This window comes from Staphylococcus roterodami (assembly GCA_022493055.1).
In the GTDB taxonomy this organism is placed as follows: domain Bacteria; phylum Bacillota; class Bacilli; order Staphylococcales; family Staphylococcaceae; genus Staphylococcus; species Staphylococcus singaporensis.
The window spans coordinates 2388707-2411203 of sequence record CP092781.1 but is presented as its reverse complement, the minus strand read 5'-3'; the positions used below and the strand labels follow the sequence as shown (position 1 = coordinate 2411203).

General features: G+C 32.6%; 22 protein-coding genes and 1 riboswitch. Of the genes, 14 read left to right on the top strand and 8 right to left on the bottom strand.

Going from position 1 to position 22497, the window contains the following annotated elements:
- Window positions 1-332: 332 nt before the first annotated feature.
- Window positions 333-1217, bottom strand: coding sequence for a LysR family transcriptional regulator (locus tag ML436_11845; GenBank protein ID UMT77811.1), 885 nt, complete (start codon window positions 1215-1217; stop codon window positions 333-335).
- 157 nt (window positions 1218-1374) lie between these two features.
- Here ML436_11845 and hutU point away from each other — a divergent pair, with 157 nt between their 5' ends.
- The 8 genes from hutU to ML436_11805 all read left to right on the top strand — a co-directional run bounded on the left by hutU (window position 1375) and on the right by ML436_11805 (window position 10859).
- A complete protein-coding gene (gene hutU, locus ML436_11840; GenBank protein UMT77810.1) occupies window positions 1375-3036 on the top strand; it encodes a urocanate hydratase in 1662 nt (553 codons plus the stop codon).
- Window positions 3036-4274 carry an imidazolonepropionase gene (hutI, locus tag ML436_11835; protein ID UMT77809.1) on the top strand — a complete coding sequence of 413 codons (1239 nt, stop codon included), beginning with the start codon at window positions 3036-3038 and terminating at the stop codon, window positions 4272-4274. Before hutU ends, hutI begins: the two co-directional genes overlap by 1 nt.
- Before the next feature lie 140 nt (window positions 4275-4414).
- A complete protein-coding gene (locus tag ML436_11830) occupies window positions 4415-5608 on the top strand; it encodes a SulP family inorganic anion transporter (GenBank protein UMT77808.1) in 1194 nt (397 codons plus the stop codon).
- A complete protein-coding gene (locus ML436_11825; GenBank protein ID UMT77807.1) occupies window positions 5592-6707 on the top strand; it encodes an amidohydrolase in 1116 nt (371 codons plus the stop codon). Before ML436_11830 ends, ML436_11825 begins: the two co-directional genes overlap by 17 nt.
- 115 nt (window positions 6708-6822) lie before the next feature.
- Window positions 6823-7704, top strand: coding sequence for an SDR family oxidoreductase (locus ML436_11820; GenBank protein UMT77806.1), 882 nt, complete (start codon window positions 6823-6825; stop codon window positions 7702-7704).
- 374 nt (window positions 7705-8078) lie between these two features.
- On the top strand, window positions 8079-8648 hold the full coding sequence (locus ML436_11815) for a hypothetical protein (protein ID UMT77805.1): 570 nt from the start codon (window positions 8079-8081) through the stop codon (window positions 8646-8648).
- A gap of 52 nt (window positions 8649-8700) precedes the next feature.
- Window positions 8701-8796, top strand: a riboswitch (SAM riboswitch).
- A gap of 75 nt (window positions 8797-8871) precedes the next feature.
- The gene (locus tag ML436_11810) at window positions 8872-10182 is read left to right on the top strand and encodes a Na+/H+ antiporter NhaC family protein (protein ID UMT77804.1); all 1311 of its coding nucleotides are present in this window, start codon (window positions 8872-8874) and stop codon (window positions 10180-10182) included.
- Between the two features lie 170 nt (window positions 10183-10352).
- Complete coding sequence (locus ML436_11805) at window positions 10353-10859, top strand: SRPBCC domain-containing protein (protein ID UMT77803.1); 507 nt, start codon at window positions 10353-10355, stop codon at window positions 10857-10859.
- A 57-nt stretch (window positions 10860-10916) separates the two neighbouring features.
- On the opposite strand, the gene ML436_11800 is transcribed toward ML436_11805, so the two are convergent.
- A complete protein-coding gene (locus tag ML436_11800; GenBank protein ID UMT77802.1) occupies window positions 10917-11681 on the bottom strand; it encodes a MurR/RpiR family transcriptional regulator in 765 nt (254 codons plus the stop codon).
- Between the two features lie 462 nt (window positions 11682-12143).
- On the opposite strand from ML436_11800, the gene ML436_11795 reads away from it, so the two are divergent.
- Complete coding sequence (locus tag ML436_11795) at window positions 12144-13748, top strand: alpha-glucoside-specific PTS transporter subunit IIBC (GenBank protein ID UMT77801.1); 1605 nt, start codon at window positions 12144-12146, stop codon at window positions 13746-13748.
- Window positions 13749-13812: 64 nt separating this feature from the next.
- Here the strand turns inward: ML436_11795 and ML436_11790 are convergent, their stop codons facing one another.
- On the bottom strand, window positions 13813-14343 hold the full coding sequence (locus tag ML436_11790; protein UMT77800.1) for a hypothetical protein: 531 nt from the start codon (window positions 14341-14343) through the stop codon (window positions 13813-13815).
- Between the two features lie 269 nt (window positions 14344-14612).
- Here ML436_11790 and ML436_11785 point away from each other — a divergent pair, with 269 nt between their 5' ends.
- The 3 genes from ML436_11785 to ML436_11775 all read left to right on the top strand — a co-directional run bounded on the left by ML436_11785 (window position 14613) and on the right by ML436_11775 (window position 16439).
- Entirely contained in the window at window positions 14613-15530 is a 918-nt protein-coding gene (locus tag ML436_11785; GenBank protein UMT77799.1) for a bile acid:sodium symporter family protein, read from the top strand.
- A gap of 74 nt (window positions 15531-15604) precedes the next feature.
- Window positions 15605-16240: an HAD family hydrolase gene (locus tag ML436_11780; protein ID UMT77798.1), complete on the top strand. Its 636-nt coding sequence runs from the start codon at window positions 15605-15607 to the stop codon at window positions 16238-16240.
- A 10-nt stretch (window positions 16241-16250) separates the two neighbouring features.
- Window positions 16251-16439: a hypothetical protein gene (locus ML436_11775; protein UMT77797.1), complete on the top strand. Its 189-nt coding sequence runs from the start codon at window positions 16251-16253 to the stop codon at window positions 16437-16439.
- A gap of 106 nt (window positions 16440-16545) precedes the next feature.
- Here ML436_11775 and ML436_11770 read toward each other — a convergent pair whose 3' ends face one another.
- Together ML436_11770 and ML436_11765 are read right to left on the bottom strand one after the other, a co-directional pair.
- Complete coding sequence (locus ML436_11770) at window positions 16546-16731, bottom strand: hypothetical protein (protein ID UMT77796.1); 186 nt, start codon at window positions 16729-16731, stop codon at window positions 16546-16548.
- Window positions 16728-17084: a hypothetical protein gene (locus tag ML436_11765; protein ID UMT77795.1), complete on the bottom strand. Its 357-nt coding sequence runs from the start codon at window positions 17082-17084 to the stop codon at window positions 16728-16730. The genes ML436_11770 and ML436_11765 overlap by 4 nt, the downstream gene beginning before the upstream one ends.
- A gap of 279 nt (window positions 17085-17363) precedes the next feature.
- On the opposite strand from ML436_11765, the gene ML436_11760 reads away from it, so the two are divergent.
- A complete protein-coding gene (locus ML436_11760; GenBank protein ID UMT77794.1) occupies window positions 17364-18743 on the top strand; it encodes an amino acid permease in 1380 nt (459 codons plus the stop codon).
- 485 nt (window positions 18744-19228) lie between these two features.
- On the opposite strand, the gene ML436_11755 is transcribed toward ML436_11760, so the two are convergent.
- Both ML436_11755 and ML436_11750 read right to left on the bottom strand, forming a co-directional pair.
- Window positions 19229-20101: a MurR/RpiR family transcriptional regulator gene (locus tag ML436_11755; GenBank protein ID UMT77793.1), complete on the bottom strand. Its 873-nt coding sequence runs from the start codon at window positions 20099-20101 to the stop codon at window positions 19229-19231.
- Between the two features lie 457 nt (window positions 20102-20558).
- Entirely contained in the window at window positions 20559-20879 is a 321-nt protein-coding gene (locus ML436_11750; GenBank protein ID UMT77792.1) for a hypothetical protein, read from the bottom strand.
- 54 nt (window positions 20880-20933) lie between these two features.
- Between ML436_11750 and ML436_11745 the strand changes: the two genes are divergently transcribed.
- Window positions 20934-21677 carry a CPBP family intramembrane metalloprotease gene (locus tag ML436_11745; protein UMT77791.1) on the top strand — a complete coding sequence of 248 codons (744 nt, stop codon included), beginning with the start codon at window positions 20934-20936 and terminating at the stop codon, window positions 21675-21677.
- Window positions 21678-21700: 23 nt separating this feature from the next.
- On the opposite strand, the gene ML436_11740 is transcribed toward ML436_11745, so the two are convergent.
- Entirely contained in the window at window positions 21701-22393 is a 693-nt protein-coding gene (locus ML436_11740; GenBank protein ID UMT77790.1) for a YafY family transcriptional regulator, read from the bottom strand.
- Between the last annotated feature and the right edge of the window lie 104 nt (window positions 22394-22497).

Sequence of the window (22497 nt, the reverse complement as noted above, 5' to 3'; positions counted from 1 at the left end):
CATAAGAGGCTCTAATAACTAAAGTTAAGAACAAATGGTTTACAGTTGGCTACGCAACTGCATAAGAGGCTCTAATAACTAAAGTTAAGAACAAATGGTTTACAGTTGGCTACGCAACTGCATAAGAGGCTCTAATAACTTAAGTTAAGAACAAATGGTTTACAGTTGGCTACGCAACTGCATAAGAGGCTCTAATAACTTAAGTTAAGAACAAATGGTTTACAGTTGGCTACGCAACTGCATAAGAGGCTCTAATAACTTAAGTTAAGAATAAATGGTTTACAGTTGCTCACATTAGTGACCAACTGCATAAGAGGCTCTAATAACTTAAGTTAAAGAGCCTCTAAAAGGCCTTCTAAATACTTTTGGCATTGTTGTACGAAAGTGTGTACTTGTTCGGAGTGTTTGCGCTTTTTATGGTAATTAATGTATATTTTCCGTCCTAAATTGGGGCGGATTTTTTTATATTCTAAATTAGAGGTGTTAAATGATTGGTAATAAAATCTTGGTATTATTGCGTACCCTAAACCGAGATGAACAAATCCTACTGCTGACTCGAATCGGTCTGTCTCTACAACCACATTAGGACGAATATTTCTTCTATTAAAATAATCATCTAAGTGTTTTCGTACTTGTGAATTCTTATTTGGCAAAATGAGTGGTAGGTCTTCAACGTCGACCCAACTTTGATTATTAAATGTCTCTTTAGGTGCTAAAACAATATAAGACTCTTCATATAATGGAATTGATTTTATATCTTCATGGGTAATTTTTTCATTTGTTAAAGCCAAATGTATATCGAAGTTTAATAAAGATTCAATAGATTGATATTTATCATGTATTTCATATAAGCGATACTGTTGTTCTGGATAATCTGAGTGGTGTTTGCGGATTAAATTAGCAATCCACTGATTGGTAGATTCTAGAGTTCCAATTTTAATTCTTGGTTCTGATGTAACGTTTAAATCGTACATTTTTTCCATTGTAGAACGATATTGTTGAACCAATTCGCTTGCATAGCGGTAAAATTGAATGCCTTTTTCAGTGATTTTGATATCTTTAGTTGACCGTGTAAATAAGTCATAACCTAAATCTGCTTCCATCTTTTTAATAGTTGCAGTTAAAGATGGTTGGCTAATATGTAAAAATTGAGCAGCTTTTGTAAAACTATTGTATTTTACGATAGCTAAGAAGTATTCTAATTGAATAATTTTCATTGGATTATGCCCCTTTATTTATAGATTTAAGCTATGGATAATTAGTTTATTTATATTTGTTGGTTATATTTTAACATAATATAATGAATATTGAGGATAAAAGTGTAAGCGTTTTAATTTAATAACCAAACTTCTTAAATGAACAGGAGCGAATTTCATGAGAAAAATTCAAGCAAAAAAAGGTTTAAGTATTGAATGTAAAGGTTGGGAACAAGAAGCAGTTCTTAGAATGTTATATAACAATTTAGATCCAGAAGTTGCTGAAAGACCTGAAGATTTAGTGGTTTATGGCGGAATTGGTAAAGCTGCACGTAATTGGGAATCATTTGAAGCGATTGAAAAAACATTACGTGAATTGGAAGCTGATGAAACAATGTTAGTACAATCTGGGAAACCAGTTGCTGTGTTTAAAACACATGAAGAAGCACCTCGTGTGTTAATTTCAAACTCAGTATTAGTACCAGAATGGGCAAACTGGGATCACTTTAATGAATTAGATAAAAAAGGCTTAATTATGTATGGACAAATGACAGCTGGTAGTTGGATTTACATTGGTTCCCAAGGGATCGTACAAGGTACTTATGAAACATTTGCAGAGTTAGGTAACCAACACTTTAATGGTGATCTAGCAGGTACAGTAACCTTGACAGCTGGTTTAGGTGGTATGGGTGGTGCACAACCACTTGCAATTACAATGAATCATGGTGTTGCAATTTGTGTTGATGTTGATGAAACACGTGTTGATAAACGAATTGATACGAAATATTGTGATGTTAAAACAGCAGATTTAGATGAAGCTTTAAGATTAGCACAAGAAGCGAAAGAACGTGGCGAAGGACTATCCATTGGATTAGTTGGCAATGCAGTAGATATTCATCAAGCGATTTTAGATAAAGGATTCAAAATTGATATTATTACAGACCAAACAAGTGCTCACGATCCATTAAATGGATATGTGCCACAAGGATATTCTGTAGCAGAAGCGAGAGAATTGCGTGAAAAAGACCCTAAAAAATACGTGGAACTTTCTCAAGCATCAATGGCAAAACATGTTGAATTAATGCTAGAATTCCAAAAACGAGGAGCTGTAGCATTTGATTATGGAAATAATATTCGTCAAGTGGCATACAATAATGGTATAGAAAATGCTTTTGATTTCCCAGGATTTGTACCGGCTTACATTAGACCATTATTCTGTGAAGGTAAAGGGCCATTCCGATTTGCTGCGTTAAGTGGTGATCCAAAAGATATTGAACGTGCCGATGAAGAAATGCGTAAACTTTTCCCGGAAAATGAAAAACTATTAAGATGGTTAGATTTGGCTGAAGAGAAAATTGCATATCAAGGACTACCATCTCGTATAGCATGGTTAGGCTATGGCGAAAGAGCGAAAATGGGCTTAGCTTTAAATAGACTTGTACGTGATGGTGAAATTTCAGCACCAATTGTAATTGGACGAGATCATTTGGATGCAGGGTCAGTTGCGAGTCCAAACCGTGAAACTGAAAGCATGAAAGATGGCAGTGATGCAGTTGGTGATTGGGCTGTATTGAATGCTTTAATCAACACAGCAGCAGGTGGTTCATGGATTTCATTCCATCATGGTGGTGGAGTTGGTATGGGTTATTCATTACATGCCGGTATGGTTGTTGTCGCTGATGGTTCAGAACGTGCTGAAAGAAGGTTAGGACGTGTACTTACTACTGATCCGGGTATGGGTGTAGCTAGACATGTTGATGCAGGCTATGATATTGCGATTCAAACAGCTAAGGAAAAAGGTATTCATATTCCAATGATTGATGAAGCAGGTGATAAATAATGAATGATTTAATAATAAATCATATAGGAGAATTGATTTTACCAAAATCAACAGATAAACCATTGAAGGGTAAAGAATTAAATGATTTAAACGTTGTAAAAAATGGCACGGTTGTTATTAAAAATGGAAGGATTGTTTATGCAGGACCACATACAAATGACTATGATGCGACTGAGACAATTGATGCTAGTGGGAAGGTAGTGTCACCAGCATTAGTGGATGCACATACACATTTAACATTTGGTGGTTCTAGAGAACATGAGATGTCATTAAAACGTCAAGGTAAGTCTTACTTGGAAATATTGGAAATGGGTGGCGGTATTTTATCAACAGTTAAAGCTACTAGAGAGACTTCTGAAGATGATTTATTTAAAAAAGCAGAGCATGACTTGCTAACGATGATTAAACACGGTGTGCTTGCAGTTGAAAGTAAGAGTGGTTATGGCTTAGATAAAGAAAATGAACTTAAACAATTGAAAGTTTCTAAACGTTTAGCTGAAAAATATAACTTAGATATGAAGCATACTTTCTTAGGTCCACATGCTGTACCTAAGGAAGCAGATTCAAATGAAGCATTTTTAGAAGAGATGATTGACTTACTTCCAGAAGTAAAACAATATGCGGACTTTGCAGATATTTTTTGTGAAACAGGTGTGTTTACAATAGAGCAGTCAAAACACTATATGGAAAAAGCGAAAGAAGCAGGCTTTAAAGTGAAAATACATGCTGATGAAATTGATCCGTTAGGTGGATTAGAATTAGCTATTGATGAGCAAGCGATATCAGCTGATCACTTAGTAGCTTCGAGTGACAAAGGTAAAGAAAAATTGAGAAATAGTGATACAGTTGCAGTTCTATTACCTGCGACAACATTTTACTTAGGTAAAGAAGATTATGCAGATGCAAGAGGTATGCTTGATAATAATGGTGCCATCGCGTTAGCTACTGATTATAATCCAGGCAGCAGTGTAACGAATAACTTGCAACTTGTTATGGCCATTGCAGCATTAAAATTAAAGCTTTCGCCTAGTGAAGTGTGGAATGCTGTTACGGTCAACGCTGCTAAAGCAATAGATATAGAAGCGGGTACTATCAACCAAGGCGACAAAGCAAATTTAGTTATTTGGGATGCTCCAAATCATGAATATATTCCGTATCATTTTGGTATTAATCACGCTGAAAAAGTAATCAAAGACGGTAAAGTTATTGTAGATAACACGTTAACTTTTAAATCATAAATTATAAGAAAGCTCTAAGCATTGATAAGATTTGATGTTTAGAGCTTTTTTGGTGCTGGTTTTATAGTAATGCAAATTCAGTAATTGTAAGAATAATTTGACAATAGTGATACGATGATAATATAGAAGGGGATGATTTGATGACTGATATAAAAATTAGAAAGTACATTGAATCATGGCAAGGTCATTATAGTCAAAATATATTGGTAGGGGTCTTATTAGCATTGGCGTTATTGCCTGTCGCAATTGCATTTTCTTTTATAGTTCATATAAATCCATCGATAGGATTAATGACCTGTGGGATGATGATGTTCTTAATGAGTATTTTCGGAAAAAGATTGGCAATGGTTTCAGGTCCGAGTAGTGGGATTTCGATTGTTGCCGCTCCATTAGTAATAAAGTATGGTACAGAATACTTATATGCTGCAACTGTAGTTATGGGAATACTACTAATAATATTAGGATTAGCGCATATAAATAGATTATTAAAATTAATACCCGATACTGTAGTTATAGGATTTATGAATGCACTAGGAATACTACTTTTGGTTACACAAGTGAAATATATATTTGGAATATCAATCGCTACTTATGTTACTGCAATTTTGACAGTCGTTGTTATGATTGTATCTACAAAATTTATTAAAGTAATACCTTCACCATTGGTTGCAATTATAGTTATATCTTTAGGAGCATACTTATTAAAACCTAAATTATTATATGTTTACGATTTAGCACAAATTCAAATAGTATTACCTACTATTCATGTTCCAAATGAATTTTGGCACTGGTCTTCACTTAAAATTGTGTTGGTATATGGTACGACTATGGCAGTAATCTCCGTTATTCAGACACACTTAACAAATCAAATGATAGATGATTTAACAAATTCAAAAACAAATAAAAATAACGAAATTATTGGCCAAGGGATAAGTAATTTACTTATTGGATTTTTAGGGGGCTATGGATCAAGTGGATTAGTTGGACAATCTAAATATTTTTATCGTATGGGTGCTACAAGTCGTCTTGCTACTTTATCTACTGGAATATTTTTATTATTATGTGTGGAGCTTTTAAGTCCAGTAATTGAACATATTCCTATGGTTGTACTTGCTGTTGTATTAGTCAGTGTGTCCTTAAATACGTTTGATAGAAGAACGTGGGTACACATGAAATCTTCTCCTATTAAAAACGGGACGTTAATGTTATTTACTATGTTACTAATTTTATTTACAAATAATTTAGCAATTGGAGTCATTGTTGGCGCAGTTGTTTATTATCTATGGCAATTTATTTCGAAAAAGGGGCGTGTTAACGATGACAACATTGAATGAAGTAATTGAATGGCGAAGATATTTTCATCAACATCCAGAATTGTCGGAACAGGAGTTTAATACAACTCAAAAAATTAAGGATATATTAACTGAACATCATATTACGGTGTTAGATTTACCACTTAAGACTGGCCTTGTTGCTGAAATAGGTCAAGGTTCAAGTTGTGTAGCTGTGAGAGCTGACATTGATGCACTGCCTATTCAAGAGCTAGTAGAACAAGATTTTAAATCTCAAAGTGATGGTGTTATGCATGCGTGTGGTCATGACATTCATATGGCTAGTGTACTAGCGACTGCTATTAAATTGAAAGAAATTGAGGGAACACTTACTGGACGTGTTAAATTTATTTTTCAACCAGCCGAAGAGTTAGGTTATGGTGCATTTAAGATTATTGAGACACATGCATTAGATGATGTGCAAGCAGTTTTAGGATTTCATAATGATCCTTCGCATCCAACAGATACATTTGCAATCAAAACTGGTGCGATTACATCAGCAGTTGATCGGTTTGAGTTTCATATTAAAGGAATTGGAGGCCATGCTGCTAAGCCAGAACAATGTAATGATCCCGTTATTGCATTGGCTCAACTGATTAATAGTATTCAATCAATTGTTAGTAGAAATCTATCTGCATTTGATGAAGCAGTGGTAACAATTGGACAAGTATCATGTGGTAATACTTGGAATGTTATTGCAGATCAGGCATATGTACAAGGCACGGTACGTAGTTTTAATCCTGATGTGCGTTCGCTTATAGAACAACGATTACGTGATATTGCGGATGGTCTAGGTAAAACGTATAATATGACGATTAATTTAAATTATACAAAACTACCAGGTGCTGTAATTAATGATGAAACTTTAACATATAAAGCTATGGAAGTAGCGCAGCAAGTTGGTTATAAAGTGGAAATGATGAATCAACCTCTGACAATAGGTGAAGATTTTTCTGGATATAGTAAATATTATCCGAGTGTCTTTGCTTTAATAGGTTCAAATAGTGAATTCGATTTGCATCATCCTAAATATGAACCTGATGAAAAGATTTTAGAAAAAGTACCAGAATACTTCGTTGAATTTGTAAAAAGACTATTGTAACAGTATCTGTGATTCATTTTTAATGGAGAAAGTGAATTTTAGAGAAAATAATGATTAACTTCTAGGTAAGGTTGGGTAATTAATAACTATTAACCAAATGAGGAGATGTTAAAAGATGGCAGCTCAAGATCCTAGAACAAAATTTAAAACAACTGATTACGAAAAGCAGGAACAAGAAGTACCGGGTTTACAATCTGAAATGACGCCTGCACCTGATTGTGGGGAAACATCATATCAAGGTCATCAACGTTTACAAGGTTATAAAATGTTAGTAACAGGTGGCGACTCAGCAATTGGACGGGCAGCAGCAATTGCTTATGCCAAAGAAGGTGCTGATGTAGCTATTAGTTATCTTCCAAGTGAAGAACAAGATGCACAAGAAGTACGTCAAGTGATTGAAGAAAGTGGACAAAAAGCTGTGTTAATTCCTGGAGATTTAAGGGATGAACAATTTAATTATGATCTTGTAGAACAAGCATATAGAGAATTAGATGGTTTAGATAATGTCACACTAGTCGCTGGACATCAGCAATACCATGATGATATTCAAGGGTTTACAACAGATGCATTTTCAGAGACATTTGAAACGAATGTCTATCCAGTATTTTGGACAATCCAAAAAGCGCTGGAGTATTTAAAACCTGGTGCATCAATTACTACAACATCATCTGTACAAGGTTATAACCCTAGTCCTATACTTCATGATTATGCCGCATCAAAAGCAGCTATTATTTCATTAACGAAAAGCTTTTCAGAAGAACTTGGACCTAAAGGTATTAGAGTCAATTGTGTGGCGCCTGGGCCATTCTGGTCACCGTTACAAATTTCTGGGGGTCAGCCTCAAAGTAAAATACCTACATTTGGACAAAAAACACCTCTAGGTCGTGCAGGTCAACCAGTCGAACTATCTGGTACGTATGTATTGTTAGCTTCAGAAGAATCAAGTTACACTACTGGTCAAGTGTTTGGTGTGACTGGTGGCGTGCAAATAGATTAGGATTGTATGAAATTTTGAATTACAAAAGTAAATAGTAAATGACAAAACGAAGTTAATTAATATTATAGATATAAGTCGGTAAAGATATGGGTCTTTATCGGCTTTTTTGATGTGCTATATATAGACGATAATTTGAAAGTTAATGCCCGCTATAAGCAGTGCAGTAAAAAATGGAGTTCGAAGGTGTTGATTGCAAAGTATAAAACATTATGGGAAAAATGAAATACTTAAACGAGCAAAAAAGAAAACGCTATATTTTATATTAAATGTCAAAGTATTAATATGTTACGATAATATAAACGACATAGAAATACTACATTTAGATACGATACGCACTTTAAATTCACTGAATCGAAAGTAAAGGGGTTGTTATTATGGTTTTAGTAATATCTAGAGTCATATTATTTGTGATTATAGCATTAGCCTTAGGAATAACGACTGCTTTTCCTGAACAAAAATTACCATTATATATATTATTTACATTGTTTGTAGCGGTCGCGATTGTTATGAATGTATGGTTTACCCATCAAAATATTAAAAAGAATATAATAAAGTTTAACAAATACGTCGCATACTTTTTAGCCTTTGTGTCAGGATTACTGTACATTGGATTTGTAATTTATCCATTAGCTATAGGGAGCTATGATGTTTTACCAATTATTATATTTGCAATAAGTATCGTATTGATTCAAATATTAGAAAATATACTGGGAATCAGTATAAGAAATATGCATTTATCAAACAAGCAGTTGAAAGTCATCTCCAAGCAACGTGTTCAGCAATTTAAAATTATATCGATAACATTAGTAAGTTTATCTATCATACTTATTTTAATTGCATTAATGCTCAAATGGTGGCCCTTACTTGTGATTAGCATTATTATTTTAATTATTATTACAATCGCAATGATTGTATATGAAAAATTTTATACGACTTCTGAATAATTTATGATTGACGTACTAAGGATTATCTTGTAACGTAAACATAAATAAGAATCACTTATCTAGAGAGGTGGAGGGACTGGCCCTATGAATCCTCGGCAACATTTCGAATGTGCCAATTCCAGTAACCGTTATGGTTTGAAGATAAGCAGGTAAAGTACATGAAAACCTCTTTCTTCATTTTTATGAGAAAGAGGTATTTTTAATTGGAAAGCAGGTAAAAAGGATGGAAGAACATAAAAAGAGCAATGCTTGGGCATTATTCCCCTTGTTATTATTTGTGGCGTTGTTTTTAGGCGTAGGTATTATCACCGGTGATTTTACTTCTATGCCATTAAATGTTGCGATTACAATTACGGTTATCGTGGCATTATTAATGAATAGAAAAGAATCATTTGCTAAAAAAGTTGAAGTATTTACCAAAGGTGCGGGTCATTCAAATATTATTTTGATGATGTTAATTTTTATTTTAGCAGGTGCGTTTTCAAATACAGCTGAAAAAATGGGCGGTGTAAAGTCGACTGTTAATTTAGGACTATCACTCATCCCTGAAAATTTAATTATTGTAGGGTTATTTGTTATATGTATGTTTGTTTCGATATCTATGGGAACGTCAGTAGGTACAGTTGCTGCAATAGCACCTGTTGGGTATGGCTTTGCACAAGCGACAGATGTACCAACTGCTTTGGCAATGGCAACTGTTGTTGGCGGTGCGATGTTTGGTGATAACCTCTCAATGATTTCAGATACGACAATTGCTGCTGTTAGAACACAACATACAAAAATGAAAGATAAATTTAGAGTTAATTTTAAAATTGTATTGCCTGGCGCTATTTTAACAATTGTCATCCTGTATTTTTTAACAAATGGTATTTCATTAAATCATGCCAAAAACTATGATTATGATTTAATTAAAGTTGTCCCTTACGTATTAGTATTAGTGCTTGCATTATTAGGTGTCAATGTGATTATCGTTCTAATTGGAGGTACATTATTAGCTGGTATTATAGGCTTAATGGATGGCTCATTTGGCTGGATGGGTCTTTTAGATGCTATTTCAAAAGGGATCATAAGTATGGAAGATATTGCAATGATTGCGCTATTGATTGGTGGATTAGTTGGAATCATTCAACATAATGGTGGTATTCAATGGTTATTGCAATTTGTTCGCTCAAAAGTAAAATCAAAACGTGGCGCTGAACTTGGTATTGCTAGTTTAGTAAGTGTAGCTGATATCGCTACCGCAAATAATACCATTTCAATTATCATGTCAGGACCATTAGCTAAAAACATTGCTGATGAATATGATGTGGATCCAAGAAAATCGGCAAGTATTTTAGATATATTTGGTGGCTGTTTCCAAGGGCTATTACCATATAGTCCGCAAGTTATTTCTGCAGCAGGCGTTGCTGGCATTTCGCCATTGATGTTATTCCCTTATAGTATTTATCCAATTTTATTAGGTGTATGTGGTCTTGTAGCGATTATATTTAATTTTCCAAAACTAAAAAAGAATTCGAATCATGAAGTGAAATAATAATGCCAGACAATATATCGATGTAGCCAAGTAAGGTGGCTTGTTATATTAACTGATAACGTTGTACTCACTGTGTAATGCCAATCTTTTTAAAATTTGAAATCATCTATGTTTGGAACTGAGCTAAAATACGTTAAAATAAAAGTAAGAGCGAAAGTGGGTGGACAACAGTGGCAAAATTTAATGTAGAAAATGAACATGTCGAAGTCGAAATTGAAAAACTTTATAAATTTTCACCAGAATTAGTATACGAAGCTTGGACAAAGGCAGATTTGTTAAAACAATGGTTTATGACATCAGCAAGAACTAATAAAGAAATAGAAGCGGATGTTAAAGAAGGTGGAAAATATCGTATTGTTGATCAGCAACGAAACGGTAAAGTGAATGTGATTGAAGGTATATATGAATCGTTAGTAATGGATGAATATATAAAAATGACTATAGGTATGCCTGGACTAAGTGAAGAGCAAGATATCATTGAAGTAGAGTTTTTCGAACGTGAAACTGGTGGAACACAAATGTTGTTTTATTACCGTTCATTAGTTGAAAAAGAAAGACGATTTACTAATTTAGAATATAAACAAAAGAAAAAAGAATATCATGATGCCATGGTGCATGGCTTCGAATTAATGTTCGATAAAATGTATCATGTAATTGAAGCATCAACACAGCAATAATATGACAAAAGGAAGTTATGATAGGCTCACAGCCATTAAATCATAACTTCCTTTTTTCTAATTGGAAATCTCACCATGTTGCAAATATTCATTATATTTTCTAACAAGTGTTTCAAAGAATATATGGTAACTAATGAAGCTAGAATAATCAGTACCATCAGTTAAGTAGAATGTGTTGCTAGAAACATAAACATTGTAATTTGCTTTTTGAGCAAGTGTATTATCTTTCATGGTTGTAACTGAAATAAAATATTTTTGTCTGAGTTGTAGTAAGTTTGTTACTTCTAACAATTCATGTGTTTCGCCGGATAATGAAATAATAAAGAATAAATCATTAGCGTCACTCTTATTCAAAATCATTTTAAGTTCGTGTTGATCATGAAGTACGATGACATGATTATGTAATGTTAATAAAATTCGTTGTGCTTCTGAAGCTACATTTAATTGCGCACGACCAGTACCATACAAATATATCGTTGATGCGGAATGCATTTTTTGAGCGATACATTGGTAATCGACACGTTCTAAATAGTTGAATGTACTATCAATTTCTTGTTTAAAACTATCAATAGAATTTGATGGAAGTTGATGTGTTTTGTTACTTTCGAATTTTAAGTAAGATTTAAAATCGCTATAACCATCAAATCCTAATTTACGAGTGAACCTGTGAATTGTCGCATTAGAAGCATGTGTGTATTGAGCTAAATCATGAATTTTCATATTTTTACATTCATCAATATGTGTATTAATATAATGCGCAATTTGCAAGTCGTTATCATTAAGTTTGTCAAAGTTTCTATTAATGTGTTCATCTAAAAACATATGCAACCTCCTTAAAATTAAATGTAGGGTATAGCAGACTTACTGCGAATTTAAGTTGATAATATTAAAAATGGAAAAAACAACTAAGTGGTTTGATGCATATTGAAAGCACGAGTTAGAAACGATACTCAATTTATAACTTTAATGCGACGACATGTATAAGATTTTTTATAAAATCATGAACAACTAGTATGTTTGTACGAACAACAATCCTGATAACTAAACAACTATGCATATGAGGTAACTACAAATGCTGTTCAACTATGTATAATGATTAATCGTGAAAATATTTTCACTATCTGAAAAGATAATCTGATTATACAAAATACTTTCAAAATACGTCAATGTCGTTGTGAGTTTGTAAGCGTTTACTATATATTATATTTAAATAGTAAGTCATCTATTTATAAAAATATCTAAATGGATGTCATGTAAGGAAAGACGATTTGGAGGGAAAAGAAGATGAATGCGATAAAGCGTTTCGGTAGTGCAATGATTGTACCGGTTTTAATGTTCGCTTTTTTTGGGATAGTACTTGGCTTTGCGACATTATTTAAAAATCCGACAATCATGGGGAGTTTAGCAGATCAGCATACATTTTGGTTTAAATTTTGGTCAGTAATAGAATCTGGTGGATGGGTTATTTTCACGCATATGGAAGTTGTATTTGTAGTAGGCTTACCTCTTTCATTAGCTAAAAAGGCACCTGGTCATGCAGCACTTGCAGCATTGATGGGTTACTTAATGTTTAATACATTTATTAACGCTATTTTGACGCAATGGCCACATACGTTTGGCGCAAATTTGGAAAAAGGTGTTGAGAATGTACCTGGATTAAAATCAATAGCAGGTATTGCTACTTTAGATACAAATATACTTGGCGGCATTATTATTTCGGCAATTGTTACTTGGATTCATAATAGATATTATAGCAAACGTCTTCCGGAAATGGTCGGCGTATTCCAAGGCTTAACATTTGTTGTGACGATTTCATTCTTTGTTATGTTACCGTTAGCAGCTATTACATGTGTTATTTGGCCAACAGTTCAACATGGCATTGGGTCAATGCAACACTTTATTATTGCATCTGGATATATTGGTGTTTGGTTATACCATTTCTTGGAACGTGTATTAATACCAACAGGCTTACATCATTTTATTTATGCACCAATTGAAGTTGGTCCAGTAGTAGTTAATCATGGTTTGAAAGCAGAGTGGTTACAACATTTAAATGAGTTTGCTAAGAGTAGTAAACCATTGAAAGAACAATTCCCTTATGGCTTTATGTTACAAGGTAATGGGAAAGTATTTGGTTGTTTAGGTATTGCTTTAGCAATGTATGCAACAACACCGAAGGAAAATCGTAAAAAAGTAGCGGCTTTACTTATTCCGGCTACATTAACAGCAGTCGTTGTAGGGATAACAGAACCTTTAGAATTTACATTTTTATTCATCGCACCATACTTATTTGTGTTACACGCAGTTTTAGCTGCATCTATGGATACATTAATGTATGCTTTTGGAGTTGTAGGTAATATGGGCGGTGGCTTATTAGACTTTATTTCAACAAACTGGTTACCATTAGGTAAAGAACATTGGGGGACTTATGTTGCTCAAGTTATTATCGGCTTAATCTTTGTAGCAATTTATTTCTTCTTATTCAGATACCTAATTTTGAAATTTGATATTCCTTTACCTGGGCGTAAGAAAACGGAAGAAGAAGTTAAGTTATTCTCTAAACAAGATTATAAAAATAAAAAAGGTGAAGATACAGCATCAAAACCTCAGTCTACAGGTAATGAATATGAAGATAAGGCAGTATATTATTTAGAAGGATTAGGTGGCAAAGAAAACATTAAAGACGTCACGAATTGTACGACAAGATTACGTCTAACGGTCTATGATGAAAATAAAGTAGCGGATACAGATTACTTTACACATCAGCAAATGGCACACGGATTAGTGAAAAGTGGTAAGAGTATCCAAGTTGTTGTAGGTATGACTGTACCACAAGTACGTGAGGCATTTGAGCAATTGGTTGAAGAAGAATCATCAGACGAAAAATAATTCAAAAAAGACACATCGATATACGATAGCATTATAAATGATTATCGTATTGATGTGTCTTTTATTATGAAATGCGAACTTTACTTAAAGATGAAGATTTGTAGTTTGCAGATAGAATATCAATATTTCTAGTTGCAATCGTATGCAATATTTTCGCAAATATTTCTGGGGTACAGATGATATGCGCATGTGATTTGTTTAATGTATATGTAATATCTGTATGGTTCTGGAACATATTCATAATATCTATCACTTTATCTTTGATAAATGCATCTTGTAATCCATCGATACTAATATCGAAGCGTTTTGCAGATTGATATAAGTTGTCTGAATCAAGCAATTCATTAATTTTTTTCGGTAATAACACTTGGTAAATACTGTACTGATGAAAACTTAAAAATGAAATGAAATATGGCAATTGTTGTTTAGGTAAACTGATTTCTAGTACATATTGGTTAAATTGTTTGTTTATAGAAAATTGCAAGGCATCACAAAATTGTATGCTCTTGCATAACTTATTTAATTTTTTTCTAGTGGCGCGGTCATTCAAACCAGCGATGTTGATGATGTATGTTTCGAATTTATCAATTAACATATGAGGACCTCCCGAGGAATACATGACATTTAAATACACTTTAACTGTGTATAAAGGTGACTTAATTTTGTTCAAGTTGATTTTACCACGCTTTTTTTCTTTATTCACTAAGACTTTTGAATGAAGTTTAAATTATTTTAAAAATAAAATCATAAAGTAAGAGTTGATTAGTTTAACTACTTATTTATCTTAATTTTCTGAAAAGTCATTGTAACGTTAATCGACTTATGGTAATATTTTTCAATATTATCAACTAGGGAGTGTTACTATTGTTTCAAAGATTAAGTGCATTTGCGACGAAAAGTTTCTTGGTATGGATGTTGCTTGCAGCAATTGTAGGATTTATTTTTCCACAACATGTAGCAACATTAGGAAAATGGGTACCTTATTTACTTGGTATTGTTATGTTAGGAATGGGTTTGACGATTACGCCTAATGATTTCAAAATGGTATTTAAAACACCTAAGGCAGTCATTATAGGTGTCTTGTTACAATTTAGTATTATGCCAACATTAGCTTTTATTATAGCTAAGTCATTCCATTTACCGCCGGATATAGCTATAGGTGTGATATTAGTTGGATGCTGTCCTGGCGGAACTTCAAGTAATGTAATGAGTTATTTAGCAAAAGCCAATGTTGCGCTTTCTGTGTCGATTACAACTGTTTCTACATTGCTAGCGCCCATAGTTACGCCAGCATTAATATATTTATTTGCGAATGAGTGGTTAGAAGTATCTTTCTTGAGTATGTTATGGTCAGTTATTCAAGTAGTTTTAATTCCTATAGCAATTGGTATTATATTGCAACTTATCAATCGTCGAATTGCTGAAACAGCTTCTACGGCATTGCCAATTATATCGGTAATAGCGATATCTTTGATTTTAGCTATTGTAGTAGGAGGAAGTAAGCGTCAAATTTTGACAACGGGTTTATTAATTTTCATAGTAGTTATTTTACATAACGTGTTAGGTTACACAATCGGTTATTGGTTAGCGCGACTTTTAAAATTAGATAGACAAGATCAAAAAGCAGTTAGTATTGAAGTAGGTATGCAAAATTCTGGTTTGGCAGTATCATTAGCTACACTACATTTTAACCCGATAGCTGCTGTTCCTGGTGCTGTATTTAGCTTTGTTCATAATATTACTGGTCCTATTCTAGCTAAATATTGGTCGAAAAAAAGATGAAATGAGTTATAAAATGAAGTGCTTATCAGACTATGTTAAGCTTTTATAAAGAGAAAGAATAGAGGAGAAGACATATGTATAGAGCAGTTATATTTGATTTCGATGGAACTATAATAGATACCGAACAACATTTGTTTAATGTCATTAATAAACATTTAGACAATTATAACGTCGATCCGGTTAGTATAGATTTTTATCGTGCATCTATTGGTGGATCAGCAACTGATTTACATGATTATTTAATTAAAGCTATAGGTTCAGAAAATAAAGAGAAAATATATGAAGAGCATCATCGCACAAGTAAGTTGTTACCTATGATTGACACGATTAAATCTTTAATGGCATTTTTAAAACAACGTCATATACCTATGGCAATTGCAACAAGTAGTGTAAAAGCAGAAATTATGCCGACTTTTAAGGCGCTTGGATTAGATGATTATATAGATGTTGTCGTTGGTAGAGAAGATGTTGAGCTCGTTAAACCTGACCCTGAGCTATATTTAACAGCGGTACAACAATTAAATTATATGCCTACTCAATGTTTGGCTATCGAAGATTCTGTAAATGGTGCAACAGCAGCAATAACAGCAGGGTTAGACGTTATCGTTAATACAAATGAAATGACAAGTGCACAGGATTTTACAACTGTTGAATATGTAGCGAAAGATTTAAACTACGATCAAATCGTTGCACGTTTCTTTTCGAAATAGGAGGTCTAACATGGGATATATCATATTATTTTTTTTAGCAGGGCCCATTATTTTAGCGATTGGAAATTTGGTAATAGGACCAATTTTTAATAAGCAGACACCGTTTCGGATACAAGTGAGATCTTTCGTTGTTGGTTCAATGATATATATTATACTTGCAACAATAGGTTATTTTTTACTGTTACAAGGTAAATTATAATAAAAAACCACCATACTTAGCATATATGGATTTAAATGACGGCAAGCTTTTCAACAAATAAGCTTATCGTGGGCCATATAGTGAATAAGGTAAGGTGGTTTTATTATTACATATATTTTAGTAGTAACGTCACGATGATAAGTACTATTAAGATTATATCTATACCTACCATAATCGTTGCTCTTGTTGCATTACTGCCTTGTTCTTTCGCTGCTTTCATAGCACGGTAATTTGGTACGAAACTTATGATTAGTAAAATTAATACAATAACACCAATTAATGCTGTTGTCATGATGAGCGACCTCCTTTATTTTTTTCGATAAATTCCCATAGAAAAGTAGCTATAACACTAATTATTAAACTGGAAATAACACCGATTTGAACTGTTAAAAACATATTGCCAACAATGATACCGATAATTAAAGCAATTGGTAAAATTGTTCCTAATTTGAATTTACGTTCGGGAGAATTAATGATTGTAAACAGTGTGAGATATATGAGCATGAATGCAATGGTTGCAACGATGCTTCTTCCGATTAAATAAGTAATATCTGGTTTCTGCATGCCGAAATAATTTATGATGAAAAATACTACTGCAAAGATTAATGATATTATAATAGCACGAGGTAATATTTGTTTTAACATTTCAATGCTCCTTTTTAATATTATTCAAATTATATCATAATCACTTAGAATACTTGAAATTGTATGGTGGATAAAGGTTTGTGAGCGATTTGTTTAATTTTTTAGAAAAATCACAAAATAATTGTTTGCAAATACAAAAAAGCCTGCTATAGTAGTTCTGTAAACGATTACATGGTATGCAAATATTAATGTACCAAAATCGGTAATTTATAGTATAATTACGTCAATAAGTTTTTTTATGGATTTATTTAGTATCAATCAGAGATGGGGTAAGACGTTATGGAGAACAATGAACTACAAAGGGGATTGAGTGCCCGTCAAATTCAAATGATTGCACTTGGCGGTACGATTGGCGTGGGGCTTTTCATGGGTGCAACAAGTACAATTAAATGGACTGGACCATCTGTTATCCTTGCATATTTAATTGCGGGTATCTTTTTATTTTTAATCATGAGAGCAATGGGTGAAATGATTTATTTGAACCCAACAACAGGATCATTTGCTACGTTTGCAAGTGATTATATACATCCTGCAGCAGGCTATATGACAGCTTGGAGTAATATCTTCCAATGGATTGTAGTTGGTATGAGTGAAGTTATTGCAGTAGGAGAATATATGAAATTCTGGTTTCCTGACTTACCAACATGGATACCGGGCGTTATTGCTATCTTATTATTAATGGCAGCGAATTTATTCTCAGTAAAAGCATTTGGAGAATTTGAATTTTGGTTTGCTTTAATTAAAGTTGTAACAATTATTTTAATGATCATTGCTGGTTTTGGTCTTATTTTCTTTGGTTTTGGAAATGGCGGTCATCCAGTAGGTATCTCTAATTTATGGACAAACGGTGGATTTATGCCGAATGGTATCGTTGGATTCTTCTTCGCGTTATCAATCGTTATAGGTTCATACCAAGGTGTAGAATTAATTGGTATTTCAGCAGGGGAAACAAAAGATCCTCAACGAAATATTGTGAAAGCAGTAAATGGCGTAATTTGGAGAATTTTAATTTTCTATCTTGGTGCTATTTTTGTAATTGTTTCTGTATATCCATGGAACCAATTAGGTGATATCGGAAGTCCATTTGTTGCCACGTTTGCGAAAATCGGTATTACATTTGCTGCAGCATTAATTAACTTTGTTGTGTTGACGGCAGCAATGTCTGGCTGTAACTCAGGTATTTTCAGTGCAAGTCGTATGATTTATACACTTGCGCATAAAGGTGAAATGCCTAAAATATTCACAAAAGTTATGAAAAATGGTGTACCTGTGTATACTGTTGTTGCAGTATCTCTTGGTATTTTAATCGGTGCTTTATTAAATGTAATTTTACCTTTATTTATCGATGGTGCTAGCAGCATTTTCGTATATGTATATAGTGCATCAATTTTACCAGGTATGATTCCTTGGTTTATGATTTTATTCAGTCACTTACGCTTTAGAAAATTACATCCTGAAGAAGTGGAAGGCCATCCATTCAAGATGCCTGGTGGCGCAGTGAGTAACTACTTAACTATATTATTTTTAATATTAGTATTAGTAGGAATGGTATTTAATGCAGAAACGAGAGTATCAGTGATTATTGGTGCAATCTTCTTAACCGTTGTAACAATTTATTATTTCATTAGATATAATAAAAACAATGTGAAAGTTAAATAATATAATAAATACGCCCATACGATAACGTGATTGATATTTGCTGATTAAAGCAAAGAGTCGTTGTTATGTTTGGGCGTATATTTTTGTGCTTCGTAATACATTATTAGCTTAGTATTGGACGAAGTTAACATTTATATTAATGAAAATGATATTTATAAATGAGAGTGTAAACACTACTGTTTAATTCTGATTAATTAAAATGGCTATAGGTAGTGAGCTTTATCGTCGATTTACTAGGTAGCACAATGAATAATTGAATAATTTTCATAACAGTAATTGATAATTTGGATTTTTAAAATACAAAAAAACATTAAAAAAGCAATTGACATATGGTATGAAACCTTCAGTCAATTGCAATATTAATTCAATTAAAATATAACCCTAGCATGATGTCATCGGTATAGTCTAAGTATATTAAAGTGTATATAAACTTTGATGAAACGAACTTTGTTGCATGATACATTTAATAAAGTTATATAAGACTGTTAATGTTTAAAGTTTATATTCGATAAATGTTTGCGATAATTATCTAAGGCCATTTTAGATTGAGTAATAAAATCTAATGAGGCATGATAATTAAGAGCTACATAGCGATAATATAAGATATCAATCGTGAACATTTGAGCAAAAAGTGATGTTGTTGCTCCCATATGCATCTCATTTTCATCTGTTTTACCATATGTTAAAACAATATTTGATGCCTGTGCTACAGGGTTATCCATTGTGCTAGTTATTGTGATAATTGGTATATGGTAGTCGTCAATGACTTTGACCATAGACTGCATTTCACTTTGTGTACCATTATTAGTAATAAGAATGACACTGTCGTTTGAATTATGAGTTGCTAATAACGTTGCAAAAATATGAGTTTCTTGAACGAGTTGAATGTTTAAACCTATTCTTGATAATTTTTGGTAAAGGTCTGTAGCGACTACAAAAGAAGCGCCAAATCCATAAATGAAAATCGTGTCAGAACGTTTTAAACAATGACAAATTTGATCGATTGTTTTATCGTTTAATTCGTTATTGGCATGATTAAGTGTACGAGTTGTGCGTGTATGGAGCTTGGTTCTTAACGACTCTGTACTTTCGTTATTTGAGAGTTCGACATTATAAATTGACGACGCTTTTGGTACATATTTTGAGATATTAATTTTTAAATCATGAAAACCACCATCAGTGATTTTTTTGCTAAATCGAATGACTGATGAGGTACTAATATCTAATAAGCTTGCTAAGTCTTGAGATCTCATTTTTATCACTTTTTGTGGTGAATTAAGGATAAAGCTAGCAATCTTTTTTTCGTTTTTAGTCATGTATGGATACTGACTATCTATTTCTGTTAGTACGTTTGACATATTAATCACTCCACTTTAACGCAATATGTTCTATTAGCGTTGGCTTTTGTTGTTTAACGCGATGGTATTACAACTTGTAACGTAAGAGAATGAAAAATAAGTTGAATATGTTGTTTGTTTAATGATATTGAAAATTAAAACTGTAAAACTTTTTAAGATGTATAGATTAAAAAATAGCATACTCCCATGTGCAAATGATACAAATATATCATTATAAGACATAATGTATATTCCCAATTTATACATCATGTACTCATTTATTTAAGCCTAAGTAAAAATAGACATACAAGACCCAATCTATCACCTTAATCACTATGATTATATCGCGATTACCACATCTTTACAATTTGAAGAATTTTTTAAATTGTATAATTTATGTAATAAAGTGAATTTTAATAAATAACTTGCCTAAATGGCATTGTAGAAAAATTAGGTTAATGTGTAAATTGAATTGAGGTTAATTCATTTCGGAGAGTGCATCATGGAGTTCTTTGTGATAAAAATTAAAATATTGGATTTTATTGCCATACTTAATTCTGTTCATTGGCTGTTTAGTAAGAAGCTGTAATAGTTCATAATAAATGATTTGGTTATAATTTTGAATAGAAGTATGGGCAAGGTTTTGGTGCTTTTTGAATTCATCACTTACGATTTGATTGAATTCATCGACAAGAGACTCTACATTTATCGATGTCATGATGGTATGATATTTAATCATTTCAACTCGCTGAATCAATTCAATAATTTGTTGTCTAATATACTTATTTTCGTTTATCATATAATAGTACCTCCAAAATTAAAAAATACGATAGTACAAGGGAAGGATACAACAGTGGATAATTTAAAAAAGAAATATACATTTAAAGATATAGCTTGGAGAGACTTACTCTTAATTCCAATTATAGGTGTATTATTATTTGCACTAAACATGGCAATTATGGCAGGAACAATTCCGTTACATTATATTATAAGCGATAGCGATAATGATTTCGTAATTTCATTGATTTTTGTACAAGCTAGCGCATATAGTATTGGTATCATAGTGTTTTGTTTATTTCACTTAAAGGTGATGCGCTCAAGACTTCATGCAGGCTTTGCGTATATAAAAAGTCATTGGCTTAGATTGTTAATAACATATATTATTGCCGTCGCCTTAATATATATATATGAATTTATGACACAGTTTTTACCTAAACATTTACAATATAGCGAAACAGCAAATGAACTTGAACTAAATAAAATGTTTGAAGTGCCTGCATTTTTACCAGTCGTATTCCTATTAGTTGTGATTTTAGGTCCAATAGTTGAAGAAATCGTATTTAGACATATTTTAATTGGAGAATTAGGTAAGAAGTTTAATTTTATAGCTATGAGTATTGTTTCGGTGTTCTTATTTGCATTTATTCATGTGACTGATGCAAAGTCGCCGTTTGAGTTTGGCCCATATCTAATTTTATCTATTATTTTAGTGTTTACTTATTTGAAATCAGGTAGAAACTTAGGTTCGACTATCGCATTACATATTGCCAATAATTTTGTGTCATTTATTATGACTGTCGTACAAATTTATGGTTAAGAAAACCCCATTGATTCTGTTGCTTAAGAATCGATGGGGTTTAAAAATTGATGGTAGTTATCAATAGATATATCTCTTGTTTGAATTGTCTTGCCAAAAGAATATGAGATATCCACAATATTTGCAATCTCAAGCTCTGCAGTCATATCTGTTGCGATATCGTAAATTACGGCGTGCCAGTGTCCACTTTTACATAAAAGGCCGATGAATATAACATTTTCTGCTTTGATTTTATCATCTACTTTATAATCTACTAACATCACATTACGCTCTGTACAATATATTAAAATATCGGAAAACAACACCGGTAACGTCATATGTTGTGTATCTTCAAACTTAATATAAAAGTCCATGCGCTTAAGCAATTTTCTTAATCGTGTTTGAGGCAAGTTTAAACATTGTTTTATGATTGCATTGATTTCAGTTTTATATGGTAACGTCGAGTACGACTGACTTTCATTTAGTACTAAAAATAAGGCTGATAATTGTGCTTCAGATAAATTTAATGAAATTTTTGATTGTGCTTGTTGTATTTGGTAACCACCATTTTTCCCATAATGCGCATAAATTTTAACACCTTGATTTTCTAAATCATCAATATCACGTAAAATTGTACGCTTGGAAACATTGCAATATTTAGCTAATTCTAATGCAGTCATTTTATTGTTTTGTTGAATTGCAGTAATAATTAAATTTTGCCTTTCAGCTTTATTCATGACAGCCACCTCCTTAAAGATGATATATTACACAAAGTATAACATAAGAGTGACAATGAGGACATTTTCATTAGCTTTTTTAAAAAAAGTTGTAAAAAATTGTA

What these genes read in the sequence shown, in the direction of transcription:
- ML436_11845 (UMT77811.1), bottom strand. Translation starts at nt 1,217, where the DNA reads ATGAAAATTATTCAATTAGAATACTTCTTAGCTATCGTAAAATACAAT.
- hutU (UMT77810.1), top strand. Translation starts at nt 1,375, where the DNA reads ATGAGAAAAATTCAAGCAAAAAAAGGTTTAAGTATTGAATGTAAAGGT.
- hutI (UMT77809.1), top strand. Translation starts at nt 3,036, where the DNA reads ATGAATGATTTAATAATAAATCATATAGGAGAATTGATTTTACCAAAA.
- ML436_11830 (UMT77808.1), top strand. Translation starts at nt 4,415, where the DNA reads ATGACTGATATAAAAATTAGAAAGTACATTGAATCATGGCAAGGTCAT.
- ML436_11825 (UMT77807.1), top strand. Translation starts at nt 5,592, where the DNA reads ATGACAACATTGAATGAAGTAATTGAATGGCGAAGATATTTTCATCAA.
- ML436_11820 (UMT77806.1), top strand. Translation starts at nt 6,823, where the DNA reads ATGGCAGCTCAAGATCCTAGAACAAAATTTAAAACAACTGATTACGAA.
- ML436_11815 (UMT77805.1), top strand. Translation starts at nt 8,079, where the DNA reads ATGGTTTTAGTAATATCTAGAGTCATATTATTTGTGATTATAGCATTA.
- ML436_11810 (UMT77804.1), top strand. Translation starts at nt 8,872, where the DNA reads ATGGAAGAACATAAAAAGAGCAATGCTTGGGCATTATTCCCCTTGTTA.
- ML436_11800 (UMT77802.1), bottom strand. Translation starts at nt 11,681, where the DNA reads ATGTTTTTAGATGAACACATTAATAGAAACTTTGACAAACTTAATGAT.
- ML436_11795 (UMT77801.1), top strand. Translation starts at nt 12,144, where the DNA reads ATGAATGCGATAAAGCGTTTCGGTAGTGCAATGATTGTACCGGTTTTA.
- ML436_11790 (UMT77800.1), bottom strand. Translation starts at nt 14,343, where the DNA reads ATGTTAATTGATAAATTCGAAACATACATCATCAACATCGCTGGTTTG.
- ML436_11780 (UMT77798.1), top strand. Translation starts at nt 15,605, where the DNA reads ATGTATAGAGCAGTTATATTTGATTTCGATGGAACTATAATAGATACC.
- ML436_11775 (UMT77797.1), top strand. Translation starts at nt 16,251, where the DNA reads ATGGGATATATCATATTATTTTTTTTAGCAGGGCCCATTATTTTAGCG.
- ML436_11770 (UMT77796.1), bottom strand. Translation starts at nt 16,731, where the DNA reads ATGACAACAGCATTAATTGGTGTTATTGTATTAATTTTACTAATCATA.
- ML436_11765 (UMT77795.1), bottom strand. Translation starts at nt 17,084, where the DNA reads ATGTTAAAACAAATATTACCTCGTGCTATTATAATATCATTAATCTTT.
- ML436_11760 (UMT77794.1), top strand. Translation starts at nt 17,364, where the DNA reads ATGGAGAACAATGAACTACAAAGGGGATTGAGTGCCCGTCAAATTCAA.
- ML436_11755 (UMT77793.1), bottom strand. Translation starts at nt 20,101, where the DNA reads ATGTCAAACGTACTAACAGAAATAGATAGTCAGTATCCATACATGACT.
- ML436_11750 (UMT77792.1), bottom strand. Translation starts at nt 20,879, where the DNA reads ATGATAAACGAAAATAAGTATATTAGACAACAAATTATTGAATTGATT.
- ML436_11740 (UMT77790.1), bottom strand. Translation starts at nt 22,393, where the DNA reads ATGAATAAAGCTGAAAGGCAAAATTTAATTATTACTGCAATTCAACAA.